This window comes from Pseudocolwellia antarctica, assembly GCF_049933045.1.
Lineage (GTDB): Bacteria > Pseudomonadota > Gammaproteobacteria > Enterobacterales > Alteromonadaceae > Pseudocolwellia.
On record NZ_CP187926.1, the window covers coordinates 1,549,165 to 1,571,491 of the forward strand.

A 22,327-nucleotide genomic window follows, 5' to 3' on the forward strand; every position below is an offset into this window, starting at 1 on the left:
AAATACTGTTATAATATGTATCGGCAGTGTAATCCTTTGATATTTTTATTTATTTTTTGGTTGTATTATTTATTGTTATAATATGTCCAAGTGTATGTATTATAAGTATTTTTTAATTAATTCAAAGACTAACGAAGCAAACAAAATTAATTTCAACTTTTTTCAAAATAAATGAATTTAGGTGAGAATTAAGAAAGGGGGCAGAGCACTATCAAAAGCGGATTTTGAATAACACTGATATGTTTCCATATTTGATTTGTATCAACCAGTTAAGGCTTTTATTAGGTTTTTTGTTCTGATTACAAGTTACCTATTGAACTCTACTTGAATAAAACACATACTCAAGTTGGATTAATTCAATTAGAACAATTACTAACGTGATTATAGTTGCCGTATCATGCTAGTTCTTATAATGATCCGTCACCATGAAGGGAGATAAATGAAATGGAACACAATTTAGACAAGCTCAAAGATCATATATTACCCCGTTCGAATTCAAATGATTTTTATCACTCTAAAACTTACCACTCAACGTGGCGTTGGGAAATAAAGGAGTATTTATGGGAGTTGTAGTAAGAGTCCTTGAAGCAAATCATGGAGACTGCATTTTAGTTAGTCATGAGGGAGCTTCAGGCACAGTCAATATTTTAATTGATGGAGGAACATCAACAACTTTTAAGTATGGCCCGAGGCAGCGTTATGACGGAGCGCTATGCAACGTATTAGATGAACTCAAAAATAAAGGACAACACATAGAGCTAGCGGTATTGACCCATATTGATGACGATCACATTCATGGCTTAATTAAGGCATTCGAAACACCTGATTACTTAAGTGATCTCGTTAAATCTATTTGGTTCAACTCATCTCGTTTAATTACACAACATTTTAATGCACCTGAGATTCCAGAGAATAATATTCTATTAGCCGATGATTCTCCTCAAACAAGCAGGCGGCAAGGAAAAGAGCTTGAAGCGCTACTTGATGAAGTTGGATGTGACCGCACTCCACTTATCAAGGTAGGGCAAGTTCATAACGTTGGCCCGTTCAAATTGACAGTGCTTTCTCCTAATCAAAACCAGCTAGAGCACTTATTGCACATATGGCCTTCTGAAGAGGAGTCAGGTGCAACAGCAGCTCATAATAATGATTACGATCTTTCTCTAGAAGAAATTTGGGAAGCAGATGAGTTTAAGTCTGACTCATCCGTTTACAATGGCAGTTCAATTGCATTTTTACTAGAAATCGACAATAAAAAAATGCTATTTCTTGGTGACGCACATGACCAAATTGTAGTGGATAACATAAAGGAATTAGGCTTTAGCGAAACTAACAAGCTTAAACTTGATCTTGTTAAGATTTCTCATCACGGTAGCCAATATAATACTAGTTCTGAATTTCTTTCTTTGCTCCAATCACCTCGTTACGTAATTTCGACCAATGGTTCGAGGCATGGTCTGCCAAACAAAAGGGCTATCGCAAGGATTATTAAAGAAACAGACGGGCAAATTTGTTTCAATTATAGCGACGTGATTAAGCCACTGCTCTTAGATCATGAGGTTAAAGGTTATAGCTCTCGATTAGAAGTACTAGACAAAGAGATCCAACTTTAATATGACAGCCTCTGAAATTATACAGTCGTACTGCGTTACAGTGAATGGCGGTAGTGGCGTATTAGTAAATACTATGACGAAAAAGTACTCTTATGTATTAACTGCTGCTCATGTGATTCCTGATAAACAGGAAGACCTCGTCGTCCATGATTACAAAGGTAAGCCACTTGGTGTTTTAGATGTGATCCCACAGAATCTTCCTTCACAAGAAATGATAAAGGCAAATCCTCAGCTTTATGACTTTGCAATTTTAAAAGTTGATTATCAGGAACGAGTGTCACAAAAATGTCTTCCTGCTTCCGACTTGAGCGATCGTGCCACACTTACTCTTGTAGGGTTCCCGGAAACAGAGAGAGAATCCTTAGACCCTATTAAAGAATATACAGGGCATAAGATTAGTGTGGCTAATGAACTTGTTATTATGAACTTAGATGGCATTCCTGGAATTGAAACGATCAAGGGTATGTCTGGTGGTGGCGTTTATCATGTTAAAGATGAGATACCATTACTCATAGGTGTTGAATTTCAAATGGATAACAGTAGGCAGGAGCAACAGTTCGGTCGGATTCAGTGCCACAGTCTTGCAAGATTTGAAGAAATAATTACTGCACATTCAAGTGCGCCAATGATCCCAGCCTATTTGGAATGCTTTTCAAATTTTCGGGACAAGATATTCTCATTTAATGTTGATGATCCAAACAATGTATCTGCCCTCAAGCTAGAACTTGAAATTGCGGCAGATTACTTAATTTCGAAGGGGTTGCTTCCACCTTATAAAGTAATGGAGCAATACCATTCAGATTTATTAGTCGATTCTAAAAACCTTGGTGAACTCAAAACCTATGAATTGTGGGTAGCATATTTAGAGTTCTTAGTAATTAGTGTATTGATTGACGGATCTAATAATGCTGATGATGCTTATCTCAAAAGTTTAGAGCAGAAGAGACGGTTAGTATATACAAGTGATGGTACTAACTGGATTCAGAGCTTAGAATACTTACTAAAAACCGCCCGCAGGCTTTTAAGTAAAAATGGAACGTTGATCGTTGCTTCCCCTGACCCTGCTGCAAAAGTATTACCTAAAGATTCTCAACTAGAAAGAGTTATACACAATATCTCTGTTGTGCCAACCCAAGGGCCATTTACTGCAATAGATTCAATAGATTCATTTGAAAGTGCGATGTTGGCAAGTTATACATTGACCCATTTAGAAGGGCTCCAGCGCGAGTGTGTGGTAAAAATTGAAGGTGAATACCCTAATTTACCACAGGGTAGGTCGAAATCGGATTTGTTGAGGGAAAAGATAAATGAAATTATTAACTAAAGAAAGTGACCTAGAATTTTTATCTTCCGAGTATGAAAATATTCAGTTTCATATGCTTGGTTCTGATGATAGCTTTTCATTTATTTCTTGTATCATATGTGTATGTGAAACAGCACAAGAAATCATAGAAAATTGGCGAGCCATTCAAAATATGGTGGCTGTCTATCACCAGCATTCAGGTGGCTTTAATGCTTGGAATATATATTTGGCATTTGTTTCTGCTGACAGCGTTGCAGTATGGGAAAAATATGAAATCGAAAACAATAAGTTCTCAGCTCGGAAAATAGTACTAGACGGACTTCAAGAAAACCTAGATATAGATCAGTTAATTATTGAACTAGAGAGACAGTTATTTGGTTCGGATCTAAAACTCGAAACTCACCCTAGCCCTGGAGAAGATAATTCAACAGACTTAGACAAATATTATAGTGGTGCTCCTTTAGATTCTAAAACCGTGTCTAAAGAGAAGAGAGCATTGATGATCGATAAAATAATTGAAAATTTGAATAGCTATGAAAATTAAAAAAGTTGAGATTGAGGCGTTTAGAGCCTACAAAACAAAGACAGATGGAACTTTTGATTTTATAAATCATGGTGAGGAACCTGCAAATTTTGTGGCAATATATGCTCCTAATGGCTTTGGTAAAAGCTCTTTTTATGATGCTGTAGAATGGGCTATTACCAATCGTGTAAAAAGGCTTGAAAGCTATCAACATGAAGTCAAATCGACTAAGAATCCCGATGAAGGGCTTAAAATTTTACGTAATAAATACGTAGAGGGCAATACATCGACGACTGTTGTGTTATCCACTAACAACCAAAACGTTTATGAACGTCAACTTCCTAATATACGCAAAAACCAGAACGACATGTCTCTAGGTAAAAGTGAAAATGAGTTCTTTCGACGTGCCATACTAAGTCAAGACGAAATAGAGGGGTTTCTTCGGGAAGAGAAACCACAAGAGCGTTATTCAAAGTTCATGGAAAGTTTTGGTGGTAATATAGAAACGGCTCGTAAGGAGTTGACTGCACTCATAAACGATAATAGTACCGAGCTAAGTACCCTTAAAAAGAAATGTGAAACTTTGCAAGCTGAATTGAAGCAACCAATTGATATTTCGATTTTTGAACGGTTCAATTCAGTTGCAACTGAACTCAACTCTTTGGGCGAGAGTATTGTATTGCCTGATGAAGCTATTTCACCTCAAGGAGTTCATCAACTTAATGATAGTCTTGTATCACGTCAGCATGAACTGAACAAAACTATCAATGACAATAATAAAATACTTGAATTATTGACTGAGCGCTTAAGTCAAATACCCGAAATAAAGTTACAAGTAGATAATGAAGCCGAGAAAAAGCTTAGGCTTGTATTCCTTTTAAAATGTATTTCTGATGCTGCTCACTATAAAGAACTATTCGATTCTCACGAAAAAAGTGTGGAGGATCAGAAATTAGCGAATGTCCGACTTAAACATTTAATTGAATTGGCTGAAAGTACTGACCATTTTTTAAAGACGGAATCTCGTTTTAAGGAAATAGCTAAAAATCAAAAGGATTTGACAGAGGAATGTTCCAAGTTAAGTTCTGAGTTGGCAGGGATTCAGAAGAACCTAGAAGTCGTCACTGAAGAACTAAAAAAAGATGATGATAGAACTTTACTGCTCAAAAAGTCGAAGGCAAGTTCTGATCTAGTTTATGCTGAGCTATCGAGCAATAAAGCGCAGTATGATGTTTTAGGTCAGGAAGTCACAAATAAACAGACTGAAATTCAGAAATACAAAATTAGGCAAGAGAAGTTAAATACTGAGTTGAGCGAACTATCCGAGTTAAAGCTTACAGCTACTTCGTTATTAGCTGGAAATGGTGGAACCTCGTTTTTTGAACAAGAAAAAATAGTACGTCTCGCTAAGTGTCATGCTGAAGTTGATTTGCTGAAACTACATGAGAATACTTTGCAGGCTACTCAGAAGTCCTTAGTAGAGCAGATGGACTTACATACTAAATTAACTTCAATGGGGTTGAATTATCTCAGTATAGAGCCTTCCGATACCTGTCCTTTATGTACTAAGAAACATTTATCATCAGACGAACTAATTAATAAAGTTAAGAGCCAGAGTCTAGAGTCTGAACTTAGTCGAGAGAACTCCAACAAGATTATAGAGTCTACGTTACGCCAGAAAGAACTTAATAATGAGATTCAAGGAATAACTAAGCAAGCTTTGGAAGCTCAGGGTCATAAACTCTTCAGCCTTCGTAATGAATTAAGTGAAGTAAATATAAAACTTACTAAAGTTGAGCAAGAAAAGGCTGCGTTTGAATATGAGCTTAAGAAATTAGAGAACAGGAATGCTGAACTTACACAGTCAGTTTGGGGGCTATCGAAGCAAGAGCTTTTGACTAGAACTGAGGCCGAGCTTAGTCAATTATTTGAAAAGAGACTAAGCCTGATAAATCAACAAAATGATCTGGTTGCTAAAATTCAAGGAACAACTAAGTCGCTTGAATCCAAAAGTGTGAAGCAGAGTCAGCTAGTGTCTGAAATGACGAGTAAAAGTAGTGATCATGTTTATGTATCAGTGTTAGCGTATTTAAATGAAAACTCTATTGCTGTTCAAGATATCAAGTCGCACTTCGCGGAGAAACAAAGTGAACTTGAATCGAGCCTACAAGAGTACATAGCTTCATGTAAATCCCTAGTCGGTCAGTGTCATGACTTACAGCAAAAAATGATAGCTGATGGAACTTGGGTGGACGTTTCATACTTAAATAAAGAAAAGGAAAGCCTGGAGGTAGCCCTCGCTAATTCTCAAGCAGCAGTTAATGGATTTTATGGAAGCATATCTAATCTTATTAGTATTCGATCCGAAGAGCCCATTGAACAAGTACAAGCACTAATAAAAACTAAAGCCGAAGAATGTCGAGTTAATACTGAGGTGCTAGAAAAGATGCTAAATAGCATTAAATTACTCTTGGACCTTATAATTTCATTCAAGCCTTTTATGAAACATATATCTACTCAGAAAGAGTTGGAAACATTGACGTTAAAACTAGCGGAAAGAAAACAACTTGATGAGGTGTTAGGCAAAGAAAGGGCAATCATAATAGAAAAGTTAGACGTACTTATTGATAGTTTTTTCTTCGAAGATTTAATCAACTCTATTTACAAAAAAATAAATCCACATCCTATATTCAAAAAAGTGGAGTTCAAAGTTAGCTTTGACACAGACAAGCCAAGTTTAAATATTTTGGTAAGCGATGAGGCAGGTGGAATGATATCCCCGATTCTATTTTTCAGTGCAGCTCAAACGAACATTCTGAGTTTGAGTGTGTTTCTTGCGAATGCACTTCATGCTAAGGATGATAACAAAAAATCTATCGATGTTATTCTGATTGATGATCCAATTCAATCTATGGATTCAATTAACGTTCTTTCGACTATAGACCTGTTAAGAAGCATATGCTTAAAGTTTGATAAGCAAATTATCATATCAACACATGATGAAAACTTCTTTGGGTTACTACAAAGAAAAATACCTACTGAAATTTTTGGATCAAAGTTCCTTCAATTAGAAAAATTTGGTGTTGTTTCACCAGTAGAGCCGATACTAAATTAGTTAAATGGAAACAGTAATTAAAAATTAATTAATCAGAAGGTTATCAGGGACTAAAGTGGCTGTCGCCTAGAAAAGGAAAGTGGGCAATGAGAAGAAATAGATTTAGCTTGTGAAGCATAACAAATTCAAAGGCCATAGTTCTTTGGCAACAGGTGAAGCTAGATACCATTATGCTATTAGAAACCTTAAATCAAAAAGCGCCAAATATATGTAGAGTAAGCAATTATAACCTTAGAAACGGCATTAAAATTTAATTCTAAAGATGATCGATCATGATAAAATATTGAGAAATTTATAGGGCTATGTACATATAAATAAATAGTGATGATGCTACATGAAACATGACTTGTTAGTTATTCTAAAACTTATTTCATGCACGTAGCGTTAAGCATAAGCAAATTGCTAATATTTTAGGGCAGCTAAACCTAAAACAGGATCTACTTGTTAATTTGGGATTGGTGTTTTTATCTTTTCTAAAAGTACTGATTAACTTATTTATATCAATAATGTGCGAACACCAGTCAACAGTAGATCGGATCCATTGTTAAAGTTCGAATGACAGGACATTAGGATATGCACGTATATACTCACCAAACTCCACTAAGTCCAATACTGAACAGTATTGGACTTAGTGTGTTAAGAGCTTTAAATAGTTGTTTAGCCTGGATTTACCCACATTATGTAAATTTCATTCTCACATTATATGTGTTTTATGCTAGCTATATAAAGCACTGATATATAATAACTTTAAAGTTTCTAACATTTAAATTTACTAAGCTGTTATATAAAAATTAGGAAATATAGATAAAAAACAAATTGGGTCTGTTATAAATTCATATATTGGAATTATTAACAACTTGATTAACTACATATCAGCTAGTTATTAAGTCTTACATCTAGATTCATCATGCTTCTATATATAAATACTTCAATATATAAACTGATTATTTAAACATTGGTATTTATACTCGATCATCGATATCTGATTATCATCTAATGTACTGATTTGAACTGTACTTGTTTGTTATGGATTATAAAATGTTAATAACTGAATGCGGATTTAGGAATATCGTTAATGTTCATTCGTTGATGATTTTTTACTAATGTTCTCATAAAGTTTGAATAACAAGTTTGATTAATTCCTGCAATAACTCTGGTTAATTCCTGCAATAATTTTGAGTTAAATGCTTACTATATTTATACAGCTAAATATAAACGGACGTTAATCTATATTAGTTTTATATACGGAACACACCTTTTATTTCCTATAAAGGATCCACGATCCTTTGGTTCATATGTCCTAATAAAACACCGTAAATCAGCCTTTAATTTTAGTCATAAAAACCTTACAAATAGCCTATTTAAACTTTAATAAAATTCTCGGCCGCAAGCGACCGAGTTTCAAAACAAGTTCAGTTGATCGCTATTAATTTCTTTACCATCTAATTCGATTAACTGTTCTTGAACATATTTCCTGATAACTTCTTCTGTTGCGTTACCAATCGTTTCAACAAAAAAGCTTTGTGTCCATAATTTACCGCCCCAGAAATACTGCTTTTTAATTTCAGGATAAATTCTAAAAAACTCACGAGCAGTTATACTTTTAATTATTTGCATAACATCGCTTGGCGACTGTTTAGGGATCCCTCTAATAACCATATGAATATGGTCACTCGGAATTTCTAACTCTACGATATCAATATCGTAGTCATATCCTACTTTTTGAATAATTGCTTTCATTGTTGAACGATAAGGTTCAATGAAGACTTTGTGTCGATACTTTGGTATCCACACAAAGTGGTACATTAATCTAAAGACATGATGTGTATTTCTTTGAAGTTCCATATGAAGAATAGCATTTACTGGGGTCCCCCCAGTATACACTATCCAGCACGGGGGCAAGCCCCCGAGATTTACGCTTCGCTAGTTAAATGTATTTTTACTTGATATTTATTCTCATAGACTAGAATTAAAGGTCAGATATATAAGCTATTACTTTTGTTTTAAAATTAACTAAATAAACAGTACGGATAAGTTTAAACCTTTGTTTAATTGTCGGCTTTTCTCTGTATTTATCTTTATATTTAATAAGTTCCAGTTAAACAAAATACTAAAATTAAATAAGTTATTACAACAACCTAAGAGGTTTTTATATTATTTTAAGTGGTAAGCGCCCTGCTTGATCCTTGTATTACTTTTTGTAATATAGATTAACGATTTGTTGTTAATAATTCATAACCTGCCAATACATCATTTAATTCTGCATCTATAGTGTTTTGACGTAAAACATGAAATTCCTTATCAAGTTTTTCTAAGAGTTCTTCTATATTTTTTTCTGCTCGTTGCATTGCCGAAAGTCGACTTGCATTCTCACTAGCGAGCGACTCTGCACATGCTCGATAAAGAGAAATAAATATATATTCGCGGATCAATGCACGTATTGTTTTATCATTATCACCTAAAATTTCAGGTAATAATTTTGTTGGCCATGGTATTTTCTTCAGTTTTTTTTGCCATTGTTGATCAAGTGGTAATAACCGTTGCGATATAGGCTGATATTTTGCACTAGATTGCATTCGATTATAAAAAACATACACGCGAGATGCTTTTGTATTAGAAAGATGTGTTTCACTTTCAATTTGGATTTGCCCAACTAAAGTAGTTATTTCATCAATACAACTGGGTACTGTGAAGCTTTTCACCATAGATAAACCAGCTTCGGCAAGCCTTGAAAATACTCGTTCACCTACGGCCCAAACTTGAAGTTGCGTAGTTTCAGATTCAACTTCTAACTCTTTAAGTTTTTTAATAGCAAAGTCTGCAATATCCTCGTTGAATTGACCTACTAAACCTTGATCTGAACCAAATACAATAGCGCTAACAATATTCTTTTCTTTCTTTGCTGTTGATACAAGGTTGTCAGTATGTTCTTTAAAATCATCAGCTTGTATAGTTGCACTTAAACCTAACTCCACTGTTAGATAATAATCACCTAATGAACTAACGGATTTCTCGTATTGACTAATACTTGATGCAGCAAGTGCCTTCATTGTCCGTACCACACCTTTTAAATCGCTCGCACTATCGATTTTATGACGTAAATTAGCTGCGGTATTACTCATTGCTTGTATCTTTTAAACTAGAAAGTGTGTTATTCGCATATTCAGTGATAGTTTTTCGATCTTCATCTGTTAGCGTTTGAGAGTTTTCTAATCTGCCAGTTAAATCAGAAGGTAAGCTACTGATGCTTTTTAGTAATAAGTCTTTAGCTTTTGTCATTTCTGCTAAAGGCACTGTATCAAACAGTCCTGAAGTTAACGTAATTAAAAGCACTATTTGTTCTGAAACAGGGATTGGTGATGATTCAGGTTGGCGTAATACAGCTCTGATCCTGCGTCCATGTTCTATTGATTTTGCTGTATCTTCATCTAAACGTGCACCAAATCTAGCAAATGTTTCAAGTTCTTCAGATTGAGCATAAGTAAGTTTTAGATCACCAGCGACAGTACGAAAAGCGGCACGTTGCGCTTTACCACCAACACGAGAAACTGATTTACCGACATCAACAGCAGGTAATACACCCAATTCGAATAAAGATGGTGATAAATATAATTGTCCATCTGTAATGGAAATCAAATTCGTAGGTATATAGGCAGAAATATTTTGTGCTTCTGTTTCAATAATAGGAAGTGCTGTAAGTGAACCGCCACCCAATGCTTTATTTAACTGTGTTGCACGTTCAAGTAGGCGTGAATGAATATAAAAAATATCTCCAGGAAAGGCTTCACGACCAGGCGGACGACGAAGTAATAACGACAATTCACGATAAGCTCGCGCATGCTTGGTTAAATCATCATATACAATAAGAACATCCCTGCCTTGTTCCATAAAATATTCAGCAATACTGGTTGCTGCATATGGTGCGATATATTGTAAGCCAGCAGGTTCATTGCCTTCAGTAACTACGACTACGGTATATGCCATAGCACCTTGTTGACGAAGGGTCGCTACAGCTTTAGCAACACTTGAAGCACGCTGCCCAATGGCACAATATACACAAATCACATCTTTATCATGTTGATTGAGAATAGTGTCGATAGCTATTGCTGTTTTTCCTGTCTGTCTATCTCCAAGAATAAGCTCGCGTTGACCTCGACCAATTGGGATCAAAGCATCAATAACAATAAGGCCTGTTTGTAAGGGAACGGTTACTGCCGCGCGATCCATTATCGCTGTTGCCCTTCTTTCTATTGGTAAATGCACAGTCGATTGAATAGGAAGTCCCTCATCAAGCACCTGACCAAGCGGGTTAATGATCCGCCCAAGTAATTCATTACCAACGCATATATCCATTACTTTACCACTGCGCCTAACTTCATCACCTGCTTGTAAATGTGAATATTCACCAAGTAACACAACACCTAACTCTTCTACATCAACATTAAAAACGATACCTTGAACATTCCCTGGAAAGATTATCATCTCTTCAAAACCGGCATTAGGTAAGCCCGAAACTTTAGCAATACCTGTTGCTATATTGGTGATAACACCAATTTCATAAGGTTTCATTTCTGGTGTAAATGCATTGCGCGCTTGCTGTATTAGGTTAAATGATTGATCGAGAATATTATCAAGTATTCCACTATTTTTTGTCGTATTTTCCCCAGCTAAAGCGTTAGGTTTTGCGCTATTAATGGCATCACTCATGTGAATCTTCTACAGGATTTTTGGCTTGTTTATTTTCTGTCAAATCATCATTATCAACTGTAACATCGGTTCTGTTTTTAGTTTTATTCTTATTAAGCTGTACACTTTTTCCTTTCAATAACTGAACAACGTTTTGTTCTAGCGATAACAAATAGTCGTTAATATTCCAGCCAATTTTTTGTCCGTTAGCACTGAGTTCTATACCACTAATAGAATCCGTTGATATGATAAATTTTAAGTTAATATCTACGTCAAATGTTGAATTTATTGCATCATTAATTGCGGTGCGATCTGTATTAGATAAATCAAACGCACTACTTAATACAACAGGTTCCGATGTGTTTTTTATCCCTTTACCTAGTGTACTTTTTGTTGATGATTCAAGCTCACTCAACTGCTTTATAAATACTTGAGTAACCTGTTGTTCTAAATTTGTTGTAGCAAGGTCATTCAACACTTTTCGAGTAATGGCAAATACTTCATCACTGGTTTTACGACTTAACATCATTTTCAGATCTTCAGCATCTTTTACCATTATTTCTCGATGCTTTTGACGTAATGTTTCAGCCTCTAGCTTAGATTCAGAGAGTAAATGTTCTCGTTCTTTATCTGCTTCATCTTTTGCTTGTTGAAATAGCTTGTCTCGTTCTTGGTCAAATTTTGTATTTTTATCTTTAAATGTATCTCTCTCAGTTTTTGCCTGATCTTGTTTGTATGCAGCATCTTCGAGTTCGTTAGCAATTCGCTGTTCGCGATCATCAATCGCGTGCAAAATGGGTTGATAAAGATAACGTTTTAGTAGCCATATCAATATGAGGAAATTAATCGCTTGAGCTGCCACAGTGAACCAATCGATTAACATGGTTTAAGTTCCCGCTACTTGAGATACAGCAAAATTCCAAAAAGGATTGGCAAATAGCAATATCATAGATACCACAAAACAATAAATTGCAGTTGATTCAATCATAGCTAAACCTACAAAAAGGGTACGTGTAATGGTCGCAGAAGCATCAGGTTGTTGCGCTAATGCACTTAATGCTGCAGCAACCGCACGTCCTTCACCCAGAGCTGGGCCTATACAACCAATACTAGTGGTTATGCCTGAAATAATTATCGAAGCGACTGCGATCATTGTCATACTGTCCATGCTATCTCCAAATCTACCCATATTTAATTAAGTACCTATTTGTTTAAGTAAATAATTAACTAAGGTAATTGTTAAGTTGTGGTTAATTGATGTTATTTTTTATGCTTTTTGCTAATTGTTGGACTGTTTATTCGGTTCACGAGAACGTGTTGCGGCAGCAATATATACTGCTGCAAGAATGGTAAAAATATAGGCTTGAACTATGCCTGTAAGTAACCCTAAAGCTGTTATTACGATAGGAAATATGAAAGGCGTGATGGTCAATAAAATTCCAAGAATCATTGCCCCACTCATCATGTTTCCAAATAAACGTACTGCCAATGCCAATGTCCGAGAAAGTTCACTGATGATATTAAATGGCAACATGATCATAGTGGGAGCCATATAAGATTTGAGATAGTTAACAATGCCCTGCTCAGAAATACCGAACATTGGAACGGCGATAAATACGCATAATGCCAGTGCCGTTGTAGTTGATAAAGATGCTGTTGGTGGCTCATAGCCAGGGACAATCGTGAAGATACTGGCGGTCACTAAAAACAAAAACATTGTGCCAAGAAAATATAGGTATTTTTTAGCTTGTTTTAAACCTACTTCTTCAATCTGCTTTTCAATACCTGTAACAATAATTTCTAGAAAATTCTTCCAACGTGAACGATGTAATTTTGTTGATAAATTACGAGTAATAAACACCGAGCTTAAGGTTAACAACAGCATTAAAGCCCATGTAAAAGCTATGGTTGCATTAATTTTGAGAAAACCAAGTTGCCAATATATAACTGCATCAGGACTAAGGTGCATGATGTGACCCCTGTGATGTATTCAAATCTTCAGGAGGGTGTTCTTCGGAGATGTTTTCAATAGATTTTAAGTTAGAAACAGCACTGGAAATCACTCTTGAAATGATAAATCGCGCGATAATAAAACCTGAGAAGCAAACCATCAAACGTAACCAAGCTGGATCAACTGTTTGGTATATAACAACTAAATAAAAACCTGAAACGGTTACACTCATTCGCACCACAAAACTGATGACTATCCAAGAAGCAGGATGTGTCGATTGAACACTTTTTTGTACCGTCCACCATAAGCCAATAAAAAAGAAGCTTCCAAACCATAAGCCTAGTAGGAATATCAAGATCAACCCTAGTAAATCACTCATTCTAATCATCTTCCTTTTGGTTTGTTGTTTGCTCTTCGCGTATGGCCAAATCTTCTTTCTCTATCCAATGCCAAGCATTAAAACAACCTATTGCCAAACCACCGACTAACAATGCCAGTGTCCAAGATCTTTCACTTGGATAATGAACATCGAGGTAAACGCCAATGCTTGCTCCAATTAATGTAGGAATAGTGACAGACCAACCGATAAGTCCCATCATGCCTAAACCAAACCATACTCGTTGGTGTGCATTACCTCTAGACTTTAACTTTCGAGCCGCTTTTATAGCGACTTGACTGGCTAATGCAGACTTAATTTTGTCGGTTGATCCCGACTTGTGGTCATTGATGTTTTTTTGCATAACTCACAGCTCTTTATTGTTGTTTAAAGTTGACAAACATACGCAGAAAACCGTTTTCTAATTTTGCCATTACCGTACGTACTTGTTGTTCTTGGTCATTGATAACAAGAAAGTCTTCTTCTACAACAGAATGTAGCTGACTTAAATCACTGCCCGCTAAAGCATTACGTACTGAGATCAATACATCAGCTCCTGTTTTTACCAACACACCTTCATCAACAGCCACAAATAGTTCACCATCAGCTACAGTTGAAAATGTTAGAATTCCGGGTGTTAGTACTGCCACACAATCAAGGCGATGAGCTAATAAGCCGTAAGAGCCTTGGCTAGTTTCTACAATAATTTCAGTAACATCTGTTTTATCAATGAATATTTGTGACGGTAAAAGTAGTTTAAGATGCATTTTCACTGCTCTCATCTACATGCTCTTCTTTTACTTTTTCTGAGCTTGGTGATTGTTTTTGTTTGGCTTCGTCTATTTTACCTATCATGTACAGAGCACTTTCTGGATAATCTTTAAACTCATCATTTAAAATGCGTTGGCAACCATCTAACGAATCAGCAAGGCTAACAAGTTTGCCTTTATGGCCTGTAAATTGTTCTGTAGTAAAAAATGGTTGCGTAAGAAAACGTTCTAACCGACGTGCACGGCCAACCACCAAACGATCTTCAGGTGAAAGTTGTTCTAAACCTAACATCGCAATAATATCTTTAAGTTCAGCATACTGAGCCAAGGTACTTCGAACTTTTTGAGCCAGTTGATAATGTTCTTCACCCACGATTCCTGGACTTGCCATTTTTGAATTAGATTGTAAGGGATCAATAGCTGGAAACAGTCCTTCGCTGGCACGCTGACGTGATAAAACAATGGAGGCAGACAAGTGTGAAAAAGTGTGTACAGCTGCCGGATCAGTAAAATCATCTGCGGGCACATACACCGCTTGAATAGAAGTGATAGCGCCATTGTTGGTATTAGCAATTCGCTCTTCTAAACCAGCCAATTCTGTTCCCATAGTCGGTTGATAACCAAGACGTGAAGGCATTTGGCCCATTAATCCAGATACTTCAGAACCTGCCTGAATAAAACGAAAAATATTATCGATTAATAACAAAACATCACGGTGTTCATCATCTCTAAAATACTCAGCCATGGTTAACGCTGCTTGACCAACACGAAATCGACTGCCTGGTGGTTCGTTCATTTGGCCAAAAACCATAACCATATTAGGTAAAACACCCGCTTCTTTCATTTCTCGATACAGTTCTTCGCCTTCTCTACAACGCTCACCAATACCGCAGAAAATGCTAACACCTTTATGTTTGCCAACCATGTTGTGGATCATTTCTGTGAGCAAAACAGTTTTACCCACACCCGCGCCACCAAAAAGGCCCGCTTTCCCCCCTTTTTCCAACGGCACTAAAACATCAATAACTTTTATTCCTGTTATAAAAATAGTAGATTGTGTTGAGCGTTCTTTAAGGGGTGGAGGTGCACGATGAACTGAACGCCATTCAACGTCATCTACACTTCCTTCGGTATCGATTGGTTTACCAAACACATCAAACATGCGTGATAAAATAGCCTTGCCAACAGGCGCTAATAAAGGTTTTCCGCTGTCTTCTACTTGCATACCTCGTGCTAAACCTTGGGTAGGTGTTAAGGCAATACAACGTACTTGCTTGGCATTTCGTTGTTCTAATACTTCAATAACAACTTTATCTATATCAGTTTCGCCTAACGCACTTAAATCTACGGTGAGAATTGAATGAATACGGGGCAGTTTTTTATCAAAACATACGTCAATCACACTGCCACGTATCGCTATAATACTGCCAAGGTTAATTTCAGTGTCAGAAGTGTTTAAACTTGTTCCACTCATGTTGTGGCTACCCATTGCCAATCTCGAATTTCAGGCATGTCTTGGCCATTGATGTTGATATATTTTTTATGTTCGATTAACTTTTTATTTAATATATCTATAAGCTCAGTACCTTTTGAACCTGTTTGTGGCAAACGCGTGATCGTATCTATTACCAAGTGATAACGGTCAATTTCATTTAATACGGTCATATCAAAAGCTGTAGTAATGGTGCCTTCTTCTTTATAACCACGTACATGTATATTGTGGTGATTAGTGCGTCTATAGGTCAATTGATGAATAAGTGATGGATAAGCATGAAAAGCAAAAATCACAGGTTTGTTAGTGGTAAATAAAGCATCAAAGTCTTGTGTATTTAAACCATGAGGATGTTCAGTTTCTGGCTGTAAACGCATCAGATCGACAACATTAACTACACGAACTTTTAAGTTAGGCAGGTATTCTCGTAAAATTGATACTGCTGCTAATGTTTCCAGTGTAGGCACGTCTCCACAGCAGGCCATAACAACATCAGGTTCTTGATCAATATCATCATCTTTGATATTTCCAGCCCAATGCCAAATACCTATACCTAGCGCACAATGTTTTTCAGCATCTTCAATCGATAACCATTGAGGAGCTGGATGTTTACCTGCAATAACAACATTTACGTAATGACGACTTCGTAAACAATGGTCCATAACTGACAATAAACAATTGGCATCTGGTGGTAAATAAACGCGAACAATTTCAGCTTTTTTATTAACGACTACATCGATAAAGCCAGGATCTTGATGAGTAAAACCATTATGGTCTTGGCGCCAAACATGGGAAGCAAGTAAATAATTTAGGGAGGCTATTTTAGGTCGCCAAGGCAATGTTGATGATACTTTCAACCATTTTGCATGTTGATTAAACATGGAATCGATAATATGGATAAAAGCTTCGTAACAGTTAAAAATACCATGACGTCCAGTCAGTAAATAACCTTCAAGCCAGCCTTCACATTGATGCTCACTAAGCATTTCTAAAACGCGTCCGCTTGGAGCTAAAAATTGATCATTATGATAAGTTGGTAAATTCCACTGTCTGCGTGTGGTTTCAAACAAGGCACCCAGGCCATTAGAAAGTGTTTCATCAGGACCAAAAACACGGAAATTCTGTTCATCATCATTTAACTTGGTAACATCACGCAAAAAAGGGCCAAGCACGCGTGTATCGCCAACGCCTTTTAAACCTAGAGTAGTAACTTCACAGGCGTAATCACGATAATTGGGCATTTTTAAATCTTGCAGTAATAAACCACCATTGGCATGAGGATTTGACCCCATACGACGATCACCCTTAGGTGCTAACTCTGCTATTTCTGGTAATAAGTGACCTGATTCGTCAAAAAGTTCTTCAGGACGATAACTTTTGAGCCAATCACTTAATAATTTTAAATGTTCAGGAGATTTTGATGGTGCTGAAATAGGTACTTGATGGGCACGAGAAGTTCCTTCAATCTTTTGTCCATCAACTTCTTTAGGACCTGTCCAGCCCTTAGGTGAATTAAGTATTATCATTGGCCAAGCAGGACGGTTTAAATCGTCATTTTCACGAGCATTTTTCTGAAATTTGATAATAAGGTTCATCGCTTTATCAAGGGCTACTGCCATATCTTGATGCATGAGAAGTGGATCATGACCTTCAACAAAAATTGGTGTCCAACCATAGCCACGCATTAACTGAGTTAATTCTTCATCTGAAATACGAGCAAGAATAGTTGGATTGGCAATTTTGTAGCCATTGAGATGTAATATGGGTAAAACGGCACCATCTGAAACTGGGTTGAGAAACTTATTACTGTGCCAAGCTGTTGCTAGTGGGCCTGTTTCAGCTTCACCATCACCTACCACACAAGTAACAATTAAGTCAGGATTATCAAAAACCGCACCAAAAGAATGACTAAGAGAATAACCGAGTTCTCCTCCTTCATGGATAGAACCAGGACATTCTGGCGAAGCATGGCTAGGAATACCACCAGGAAAAGAAAACTGTAGAAATAATTTTTGTAAACCGGCTTCATCTTGAGTGATATCGGGATAAATTTCGCTATAGGTACCCTCAAGATAAGTATTAGCAACAACTGCAGGTCCACCATGGCCAGGGCCTGAAACATAAATCATATTTAAATCATATTGTTTAATTATTCGATTTAAATGTACATAAATGAAATTTTGACCAGGAGTTGTACCCCAGTGACCAAGCAACATAGCTTTAATATCACTAAGTTCTAAAGGTCGTTTTAACAAAGGGTTATTACATAAATAAATTTGACCTACAGATAAATAATTAGTCGCTCGCCAATAAGCATCTATCAAACCTAATTGTTCTGCAGTGAGTTTTCTATTCTTATCCTTGATTTGCATCTTTAGTACTCCGTAGAGCTTGATTTACGCTCTTAAAGATAAAATATTCATCAACGAAATTATCGCCACTTCTGACCCATAAATAATCCAAGATGTGAATTCTCTCATTGCCAATAGCTAGCTATTGAACAATCGAGCATCTTATCCTTATTTATTTCTGATAGGCATAACAAGATCACAAACTTAATCAGATTGGCATCAGGCAGTTGAAAACATTAAGTTATGAATTAACTTTTTTTGATTTCTTCTTTCATTTTGACAAATTCTTCCTGCTCTATATCGCCACGAGCATAACGCTCATTAAGAATGTCTATGGCAGTTTTATCTAGAAGAGAAGAATAACGACGATTAGTGCGGTAGCTATAACCCCAATGACTAAAGTTTGAAATGAACAATAACCAAATACCAAACCATAAAAACCAACCCCAACCCGTATACCAATCATTCCAATATGCATGTTCCATTTTATCCTCCTATTGGATAATAAAAGCCTTGTAACATCGTAGCTGTCACCGATTAGTGAATTATAAAGCTAGCTACGTTATTACTCTGTGCGATAACACACCTAAAGGCATAATGAGATTTATGCCATATGGAAGAAGAGGTAAATCAAGAGGTTTATTTATACTTAGGGTTATTTACATTTAAACTATGCAACATTGGTATATCGGAGGGAAAAGACTAATTGCCATTAAATTTCTCAAAAAATTATTTATACATTGAAGTGTGTACTTAAAGTGTAATGCTTTTTTTTTTTCTGTAGAGATATTTGTCATTTTGTTTTCCAAGAAAAATCTTAGTATGTGAATTTTTCATGTGAAATATCAGCCCCTCCATGATGAAAGAACTGATCAAGTTATTTTGCAGACTGCACTATTTTAATAACTGAGTATCGACAATTTTTTCTGCTTCTAACCAGTCTTCTATTTCATTACCGTTTGTAAAATCACGTGCATTAGCAAGCTCATATGCTTCTACATTGATTTTTTCGTGGCGATTAAAATTAATATCTTGTTCATTCAGCTTGTTAGCTGACGTAGCTTTTTTTGAATTAGCTTCACTCATATTATTTCTCCTAAATAATGAACCGATAATACTCATAACTCGCAATTAAAATAATTGTTGTTATAAGAAAAATCTGATCATTTTTATTTTAAATGGATGAGCCGTAATGAACGTATTAAACGCTAATCATTAGCTGTTTAAAGTAATGTTCACGGCTCGCATCGTCATATCCAAAGTGTCCTTCAGACTCAGTTAATAAATCACTGAAGAATATATGGTTAATGGAAGACAGACTTAGAATAGTATTAATTTGACTTAATCACTGTTCGCAAGCACACATATTTCAATTGTTTATTACTTAAATAAAAGTTTAATTCTGTTAACGAATTTTAATATTGGTGGCCTTTCTCAAATTACTCGATGAAAAAAATTATCAATGATATTACTTACTCCAGCGTTTGTTTTTTTAACCTCAGCGCATTAACGATAACAGATACTGAACTTAGACTCATAGCACCACTGGCCATCATAGGACTGAGCAATAGACCAAACCAAGGATATAAAACACCCGCAGCAACTGACACACCGATAAAGTTATAAATGAAGGCAAAAAACAGATTTTGACGGATGTTATTCATGGTGTGCTGGCTAAGCAAACGAGCTTTGGTTATGCCACGTAAGTCGCCTTTAACAAGTACGATTCTTGCGCTGTTCATGGCAACATCGGTACCTGTTCCCATAGCTATTCCAACATCAGCTTTTGCAAGTGCGGGGGGCATCATTAATGCCGTCACCTGCCATTGCTACAATATGGCCTTTGTGTTGAAGTTCTTTAATATAATTGAGTTTATCTTCTGGAGTAACATCTGCCTTAACATCATCAAGGCCTAACTTTTTGGCAACAACTCTTGCTGTTGTCGCATTATCACCGGTTAGTACCACAATTTTTAATCCCGCATGATGCAGCTGTTGTATAGCTTGAACTGTGGTTTTTTTGATAGCATCGCCAACACCTATAATGCCTGCCAATACACCGTCGAAAGTAATAAAAATAACGGTTTGACCATTTTCTCGCATTGTCATAGCTTGAGATCCTAACGAAGTAATGTCTATTCCTTGTTTCTCAATCAAGCGATCATTACCAATTAAAAGTGATTTACCTTCTATTGTGGCGCTAACCCCTTGTCCTGTGATGGATTTAAAATCATCCACCTGCTTTAATTGTAAATCTTTATCTTTAGCGCTGGATACTATGGCAGTAGCTAAAGGATGTTCACTTGATATTTCTATACTGGCTGCAAACAATAAGACATCGTTTTCTGTTAAACCTTGTTGCTCAGCTTCATTACTTATCAATATAGACTGAACTGTTGGTCGACCTTCTGTGAGAGTACCTGTTTTGTCTACCACTAAGGTATCTACTTTCTCCATTAATTCTAGAGCTTCGGCATCTTTAATGAGTATGCCTTCTTGTGCACCTCTACCAATACCCACCATAATCGACATAGGCGTTGCTAAACCTAAGGCACAAGGACAAGCGATAATAAGTACTGAAACACCAACAACCAAAGCATTAACTAATGTTGGAGCAGGCCCAACTATTGCCCAAACAGTAAAGGAAATAACAGAAACAGCGATAACAACAGGCACAAACCACTTAGATACTTTATCTGCAAGTTTATGGATAGGTGCTCTTGATCGTCCAGCATCATTCACTAACTCAATCATTCTTGCTAGCAAAGTATCTGAGCCAATTTTCTCGGCAATAAGTAAGATAGAACCTGTTGTATTAAGTGTTCCCGTAGTTACCTTGCTCGCTATTTTTTTGCTTACAGGAACGGGTTCGCCTGTGATCATAGATTCGTCGACATGAGAGTGACCATCTATGATTTCGCCATCCACAGGGATTTTTCCACCCGGTTTAACCCGTAAATGATCACCTAGTTGAACATCATCAAGTGATACTTCTTCTTCAGTACCATCAGCATTAATTCGTAAAGCTGTATCAGGTGCCAGTTTTAATAAAGACTTAATAGCACTGTTAGTTTTTGAACGAGCACGAAGCTCAAGCACCTGTCCCATCAATACCAAAGTAATGATGACAGCAGCAGCTTCAAAATATAGAGGCGCTTGACCTGCTATTTTAAAAGCTTCAGGTACTTGCGAAGGAAATAATAAGGCAAATAAACTAAACACAAATGCAGCAGAAGTACCCAGCCCAATCAAGCTGAACATATTAAGATCCCATCGCTTGAATGACTCTACAGCTCGTACAAAAAACGGCCATCCTCCCCATACTACAACAGGTGTTGCTAATATTGCCTGAAGCCAACTAAAGGGTTTTTCACCTAGCCAACTGCCAACATTAATACCTGGAACTACACCACCCATAGTAATAATCAACAAAGGTAAACTGAAAAACACACTGAACCAAAAACGTATTGTCATATCTGTAAGTTCAGAGTTATCTTCATCGGTAGTAGGTGTAATAGATTCGAGTGACATGCCACATTTTGGGCATAAACCTGCTTTGTTTTGACGTATTTCAGGATGCATTGGACAAGTAAAGATAAGGCTAATATGGTCAGTATTGTTGCTAGTTTTTTTACTTGTTTTGGTGGTTTTGTCTGTGCCTTTCACCTGTGAATTACCACTCTTATTTCCAGAATGAATATACTGTTCAGGATCTGCATTAAATTTATCAACACATGACGAGCTACAAAATAAGTAATTGCTTCCTTTGTATTCAACCGTTTTATCATTATCACTTTTAATATCACGGAGTACTTCCATTCCACAAACGGGATCGTAATTCATATTCTCTCCTTCATTGCTTTAGCCGTTTAGCTTTGGTGTGAGTAACAATAACTGCAATGTATTAGTATTTGTCTAAGCTAGGTTAATTTTATAAAAGATAAATCGTCAATCTATTTTGTCACGCTATCAATCATTAAAGCCTGAACTCAATCTCACTCTTAAATCTGTTTCATCCTGAAATAATTAATCAGCAATCGAATATCTATTAGGGTCTGTTGATCTTTCGAGATTATTTTTACAACAAGGTGTTTGATATTTAGACAAGGCGGAGTCTGTGACGTGTAGCTAGCTACTCGAACAGACG

19 protein-coding genes are annotated in these 22,327 nt (G+C 36.4%); 4 read left to right on the forward strand and 15 right to left on the reverse strand.

The genetic code is table 11. The features are described 5' to 3' along the window. Positions 1-560 precede the first annotated feature (560 nt). From ACPUVN_RS06835 to ACPUVN_RS06850, 4 genes are read left to right on the forward strand one after another with little or no spacing between them, the layout of a single operon-like run. Complete coding sequence (locus ACPUVN_RS06835) at positions 561-1,613, forward strand: ComEC/Rec2 family competence protein (protein ID WP_426370277.1); 1,053 nt, start codon at positions 561-563, stop codon at positions 1,611-1,613. A gap of 1 nt (position 1,614) precedes the next feature. Then, positions 1,615-2,937 (forward strand): ABC-three component system protein, encoded by a 1,323-nt coding sequence (locus tag ACPUVN_RS06840; RefSeq protein ID WP_426370278.1) that lies wholly within the window; start codon positions 1,615-1,617, stop codon positions 2,935-2,937. Next, complete coding sequence (locus tag ACPUVN_RS06845) at positions 2,921-3,460, forward strand: ABC-three component system middle component 1 (RefSeq protein WP_426370279.1); 540 nt, start codon at positions 2,921-2,923, stop codon at positions 3,458-3,460. Before ACPUVN_RS06840 ends, ACPUVN_RS06845 begins: the two co-directional genes overlap by 17 nt. Beyond that, the gene (locus ACPUVN_RS06850; RefSeq protein WP_426370280.1) at positions 3,450-6,554 is read left to right on the forward strand and encodes an AAA family ATPase; all 3,105 of its coding nucleotides are present in this window, start codon (positions 3,450-3,452) and stop codon (positions 6,552-6,554) included. Before ACPUVN_RS06845 ends, ACPUVN_RS06850 begins: the two co-directional genes overlap by 11 nt. Positions 6,555-7,955: 1,401 nt before the next feature. Here ACPUVN_RS06850 and tnpA read toward each other — a convergent pair. The 15 genes from tnpA to ACPUVN_RS06925 form a co-directional block, all read right to left on the reverse strand. After that, complete coding sequence (gene tnpA / locus ACPUVN_RS06855; protein ID WP_426357338.1) at positions 7,956-8,399, reverse strand: IS200/IS605 family transposase; 444 nt, start codon at positions 8,397-8,399, stop codon at positions 7,956-7,958. A 365-nt stretch (positions 8,400-8,764) separates the two neighbouring features. Continuing rightward, complete coding sequence (locus tag ACPUVN_RS06860) at positions 8,765-9,676, reverse strand: F0F1 ATP synthase subunit gamma (protein WP_426370281.1); 912 nt, start codon at positions 9,674-9,676, stop codon at positions 8,765-8,767. Next, positions 9,669-11,261: an alternate F1F0 ATPase, F1 subunit alpha gene (locus ACPUVN_RS06865; RefSeq protein WP_426370282.1), complete on the reverse strand. Its 1,593-nt coding sequence runs from the start codon at positions 11,259-11,261 to the stop codon at positions 9,669-9,671. Before ACPUVN_RS06865 ends, ACPUVN_RS06860 begins: the two co-directional genes overlap by 8 nt. Further along, positions 11,254-12,123, reverse strand: a complete 870-nt coding sequence (locus tag ACPUVN_RS06870) for a F0F1 ATP synthase subunit B (RefSeq protein ID WP_426370283.1) — start codon at positions 12,121-12,123, stop codon at positions 11,254-11,256. Before ACPUVN_RS06870 ends, ACPUVN_RS06865 begins: the two co-directional genes overlap by 8 nt. Before the next feature lie 3 nt (positions 12,124-12,126). Next, entirely contained in the window at positions 12,127-12,408 is a 282-nt protein-coding gene (locus ACPUVN_RS06875) for a F0F1 ATP synthase subunit C (protein WP_426370284.1), read from the reverse strand. A gap of 111 nt (positions 12,409-12,519) precedes the next feature. Then, positions 12,520-13,209: a F0F1 ATP synthase subunit A gene (locus ACPUVN_RS06880; RefSeq protein WP_426370285.1), complete on the reverse strand. Its 690-nt coding sequence runs from the start codon at positions 13,207-13,209 to the stop codon at positions 12,520-12,522. Then, entirely contained in the window at positions 13,199-13,570 is a 372-nt protein-coding gene (locus ACPUVN_RS06885; RefSeq protein ID WP_426370286.1) for an ATP synthase subunit I, read from the reverse strand. Before ACPUVN_RS06885 ends, ACPUVN_RS06880 begins: the two co-directional genes overlap by 11 nt. 1 nt (position 13,571) lies before the next feature. Continuing rightward, a complete protein-coding gene (locus tag ACPUVN_RS06890) occupies positions 13,572-13,931 on the reverse strand; it encodes an AtpZ/AtpI family protein (protein WP_426370287.1) in 360 nt (119 codons plus the stop codon). A 13-nt stretch (positions 13,932-13,944) separates the two neighbouring features. Beyond that, positions 13,945-14,334, reverse strand: a complete 390-nt coding sequence (locus ACPUVN_RS06895) for a F0F1 ATP synthase subunit epsilon (protein WP_426370288.1) — start codon at positions 14,332-14,334, stop codon at positions 13,945-13,947. Continuing rightward, positions 14,324-15,811: a F0F1 ATP synthase subunit beta gene (atpD, locus tag ACPUVN_RS06900; RefSeq protein ID WP_426370289.1), complete on the reverse strand. Its 1,488-nt coding sequence runs from the start codon at positions 15,809-15,811 to the stop codon at positions 14,324-14,326. The genes ACPUVN_RS06895 and atpD overlap by 11 nt, the downstream gene beginning before the upstream one ends. After that, complete coding sequence (locus ACPUVN_RS06905) at positions 15,808-18,201, reverse strand: phosphoketolase family protein (RefSeq protein WP_426370290.1); 2,394 nt, start codon at positions 18,199-18,201, stop codon at positions 15,808-15,810. The genes atpD and ACPUVN_RS06905 overlap by 4 nt, the downstream gene beginning before the upstream one ends. Positions 18,202-18,428: 227 nt before the next feature. Beyond that, positions 18,429-18,665, reverse strand: coding sequence for an SHOCT domain-containing protein (locus ACPUVN_RS06910; protein ID WP_426370291.1), 237 nt, complete (start codon positions 18,663-18,665; stop codon positions 18,429-18,431). Positions 18,666-19,074: 409 nt separating this feature from the next. Next, a complete protein-coding gene (locus ACPUVN_RS06915) occupies positions 19,075-19,266 on the reverse strand; it encodes a DUF2934 domain-containing protein (RefSeq protein ID WP_426370293.1) in 192 nt (63 codons plus the stop codon). A gap of 386 nt (positions 19,267-19,652) precedes the next feature. Next, entirely contained in the window at positions 19,653-19,988 is a 336-nt protein-coding gene (locus tag ACPUVN_RS06920; protein ID WP_426370294.1) for a hypothetical protein, read from the reverse strand. Next, the gene (locus tag ACPUVN_RS06925) at positions 19,960-22,023 is read right to left on the reverse strand and encodes a heavy metal translocating P-type ATPase (protein WP_426370295.1); all 2,064 of its coding nucleotides are present in this window, start codon (positions 22,021-22,023) and stop codon (positions 19,960-19,962) included. Before ACPUVN_RS06925 ends, ACPUVN_RS06920 begins: the two co-directional genes overlap by 29 nt. Between the last annotated feature and the right edge of the window lie 304 nt (positions 22,024-22,327).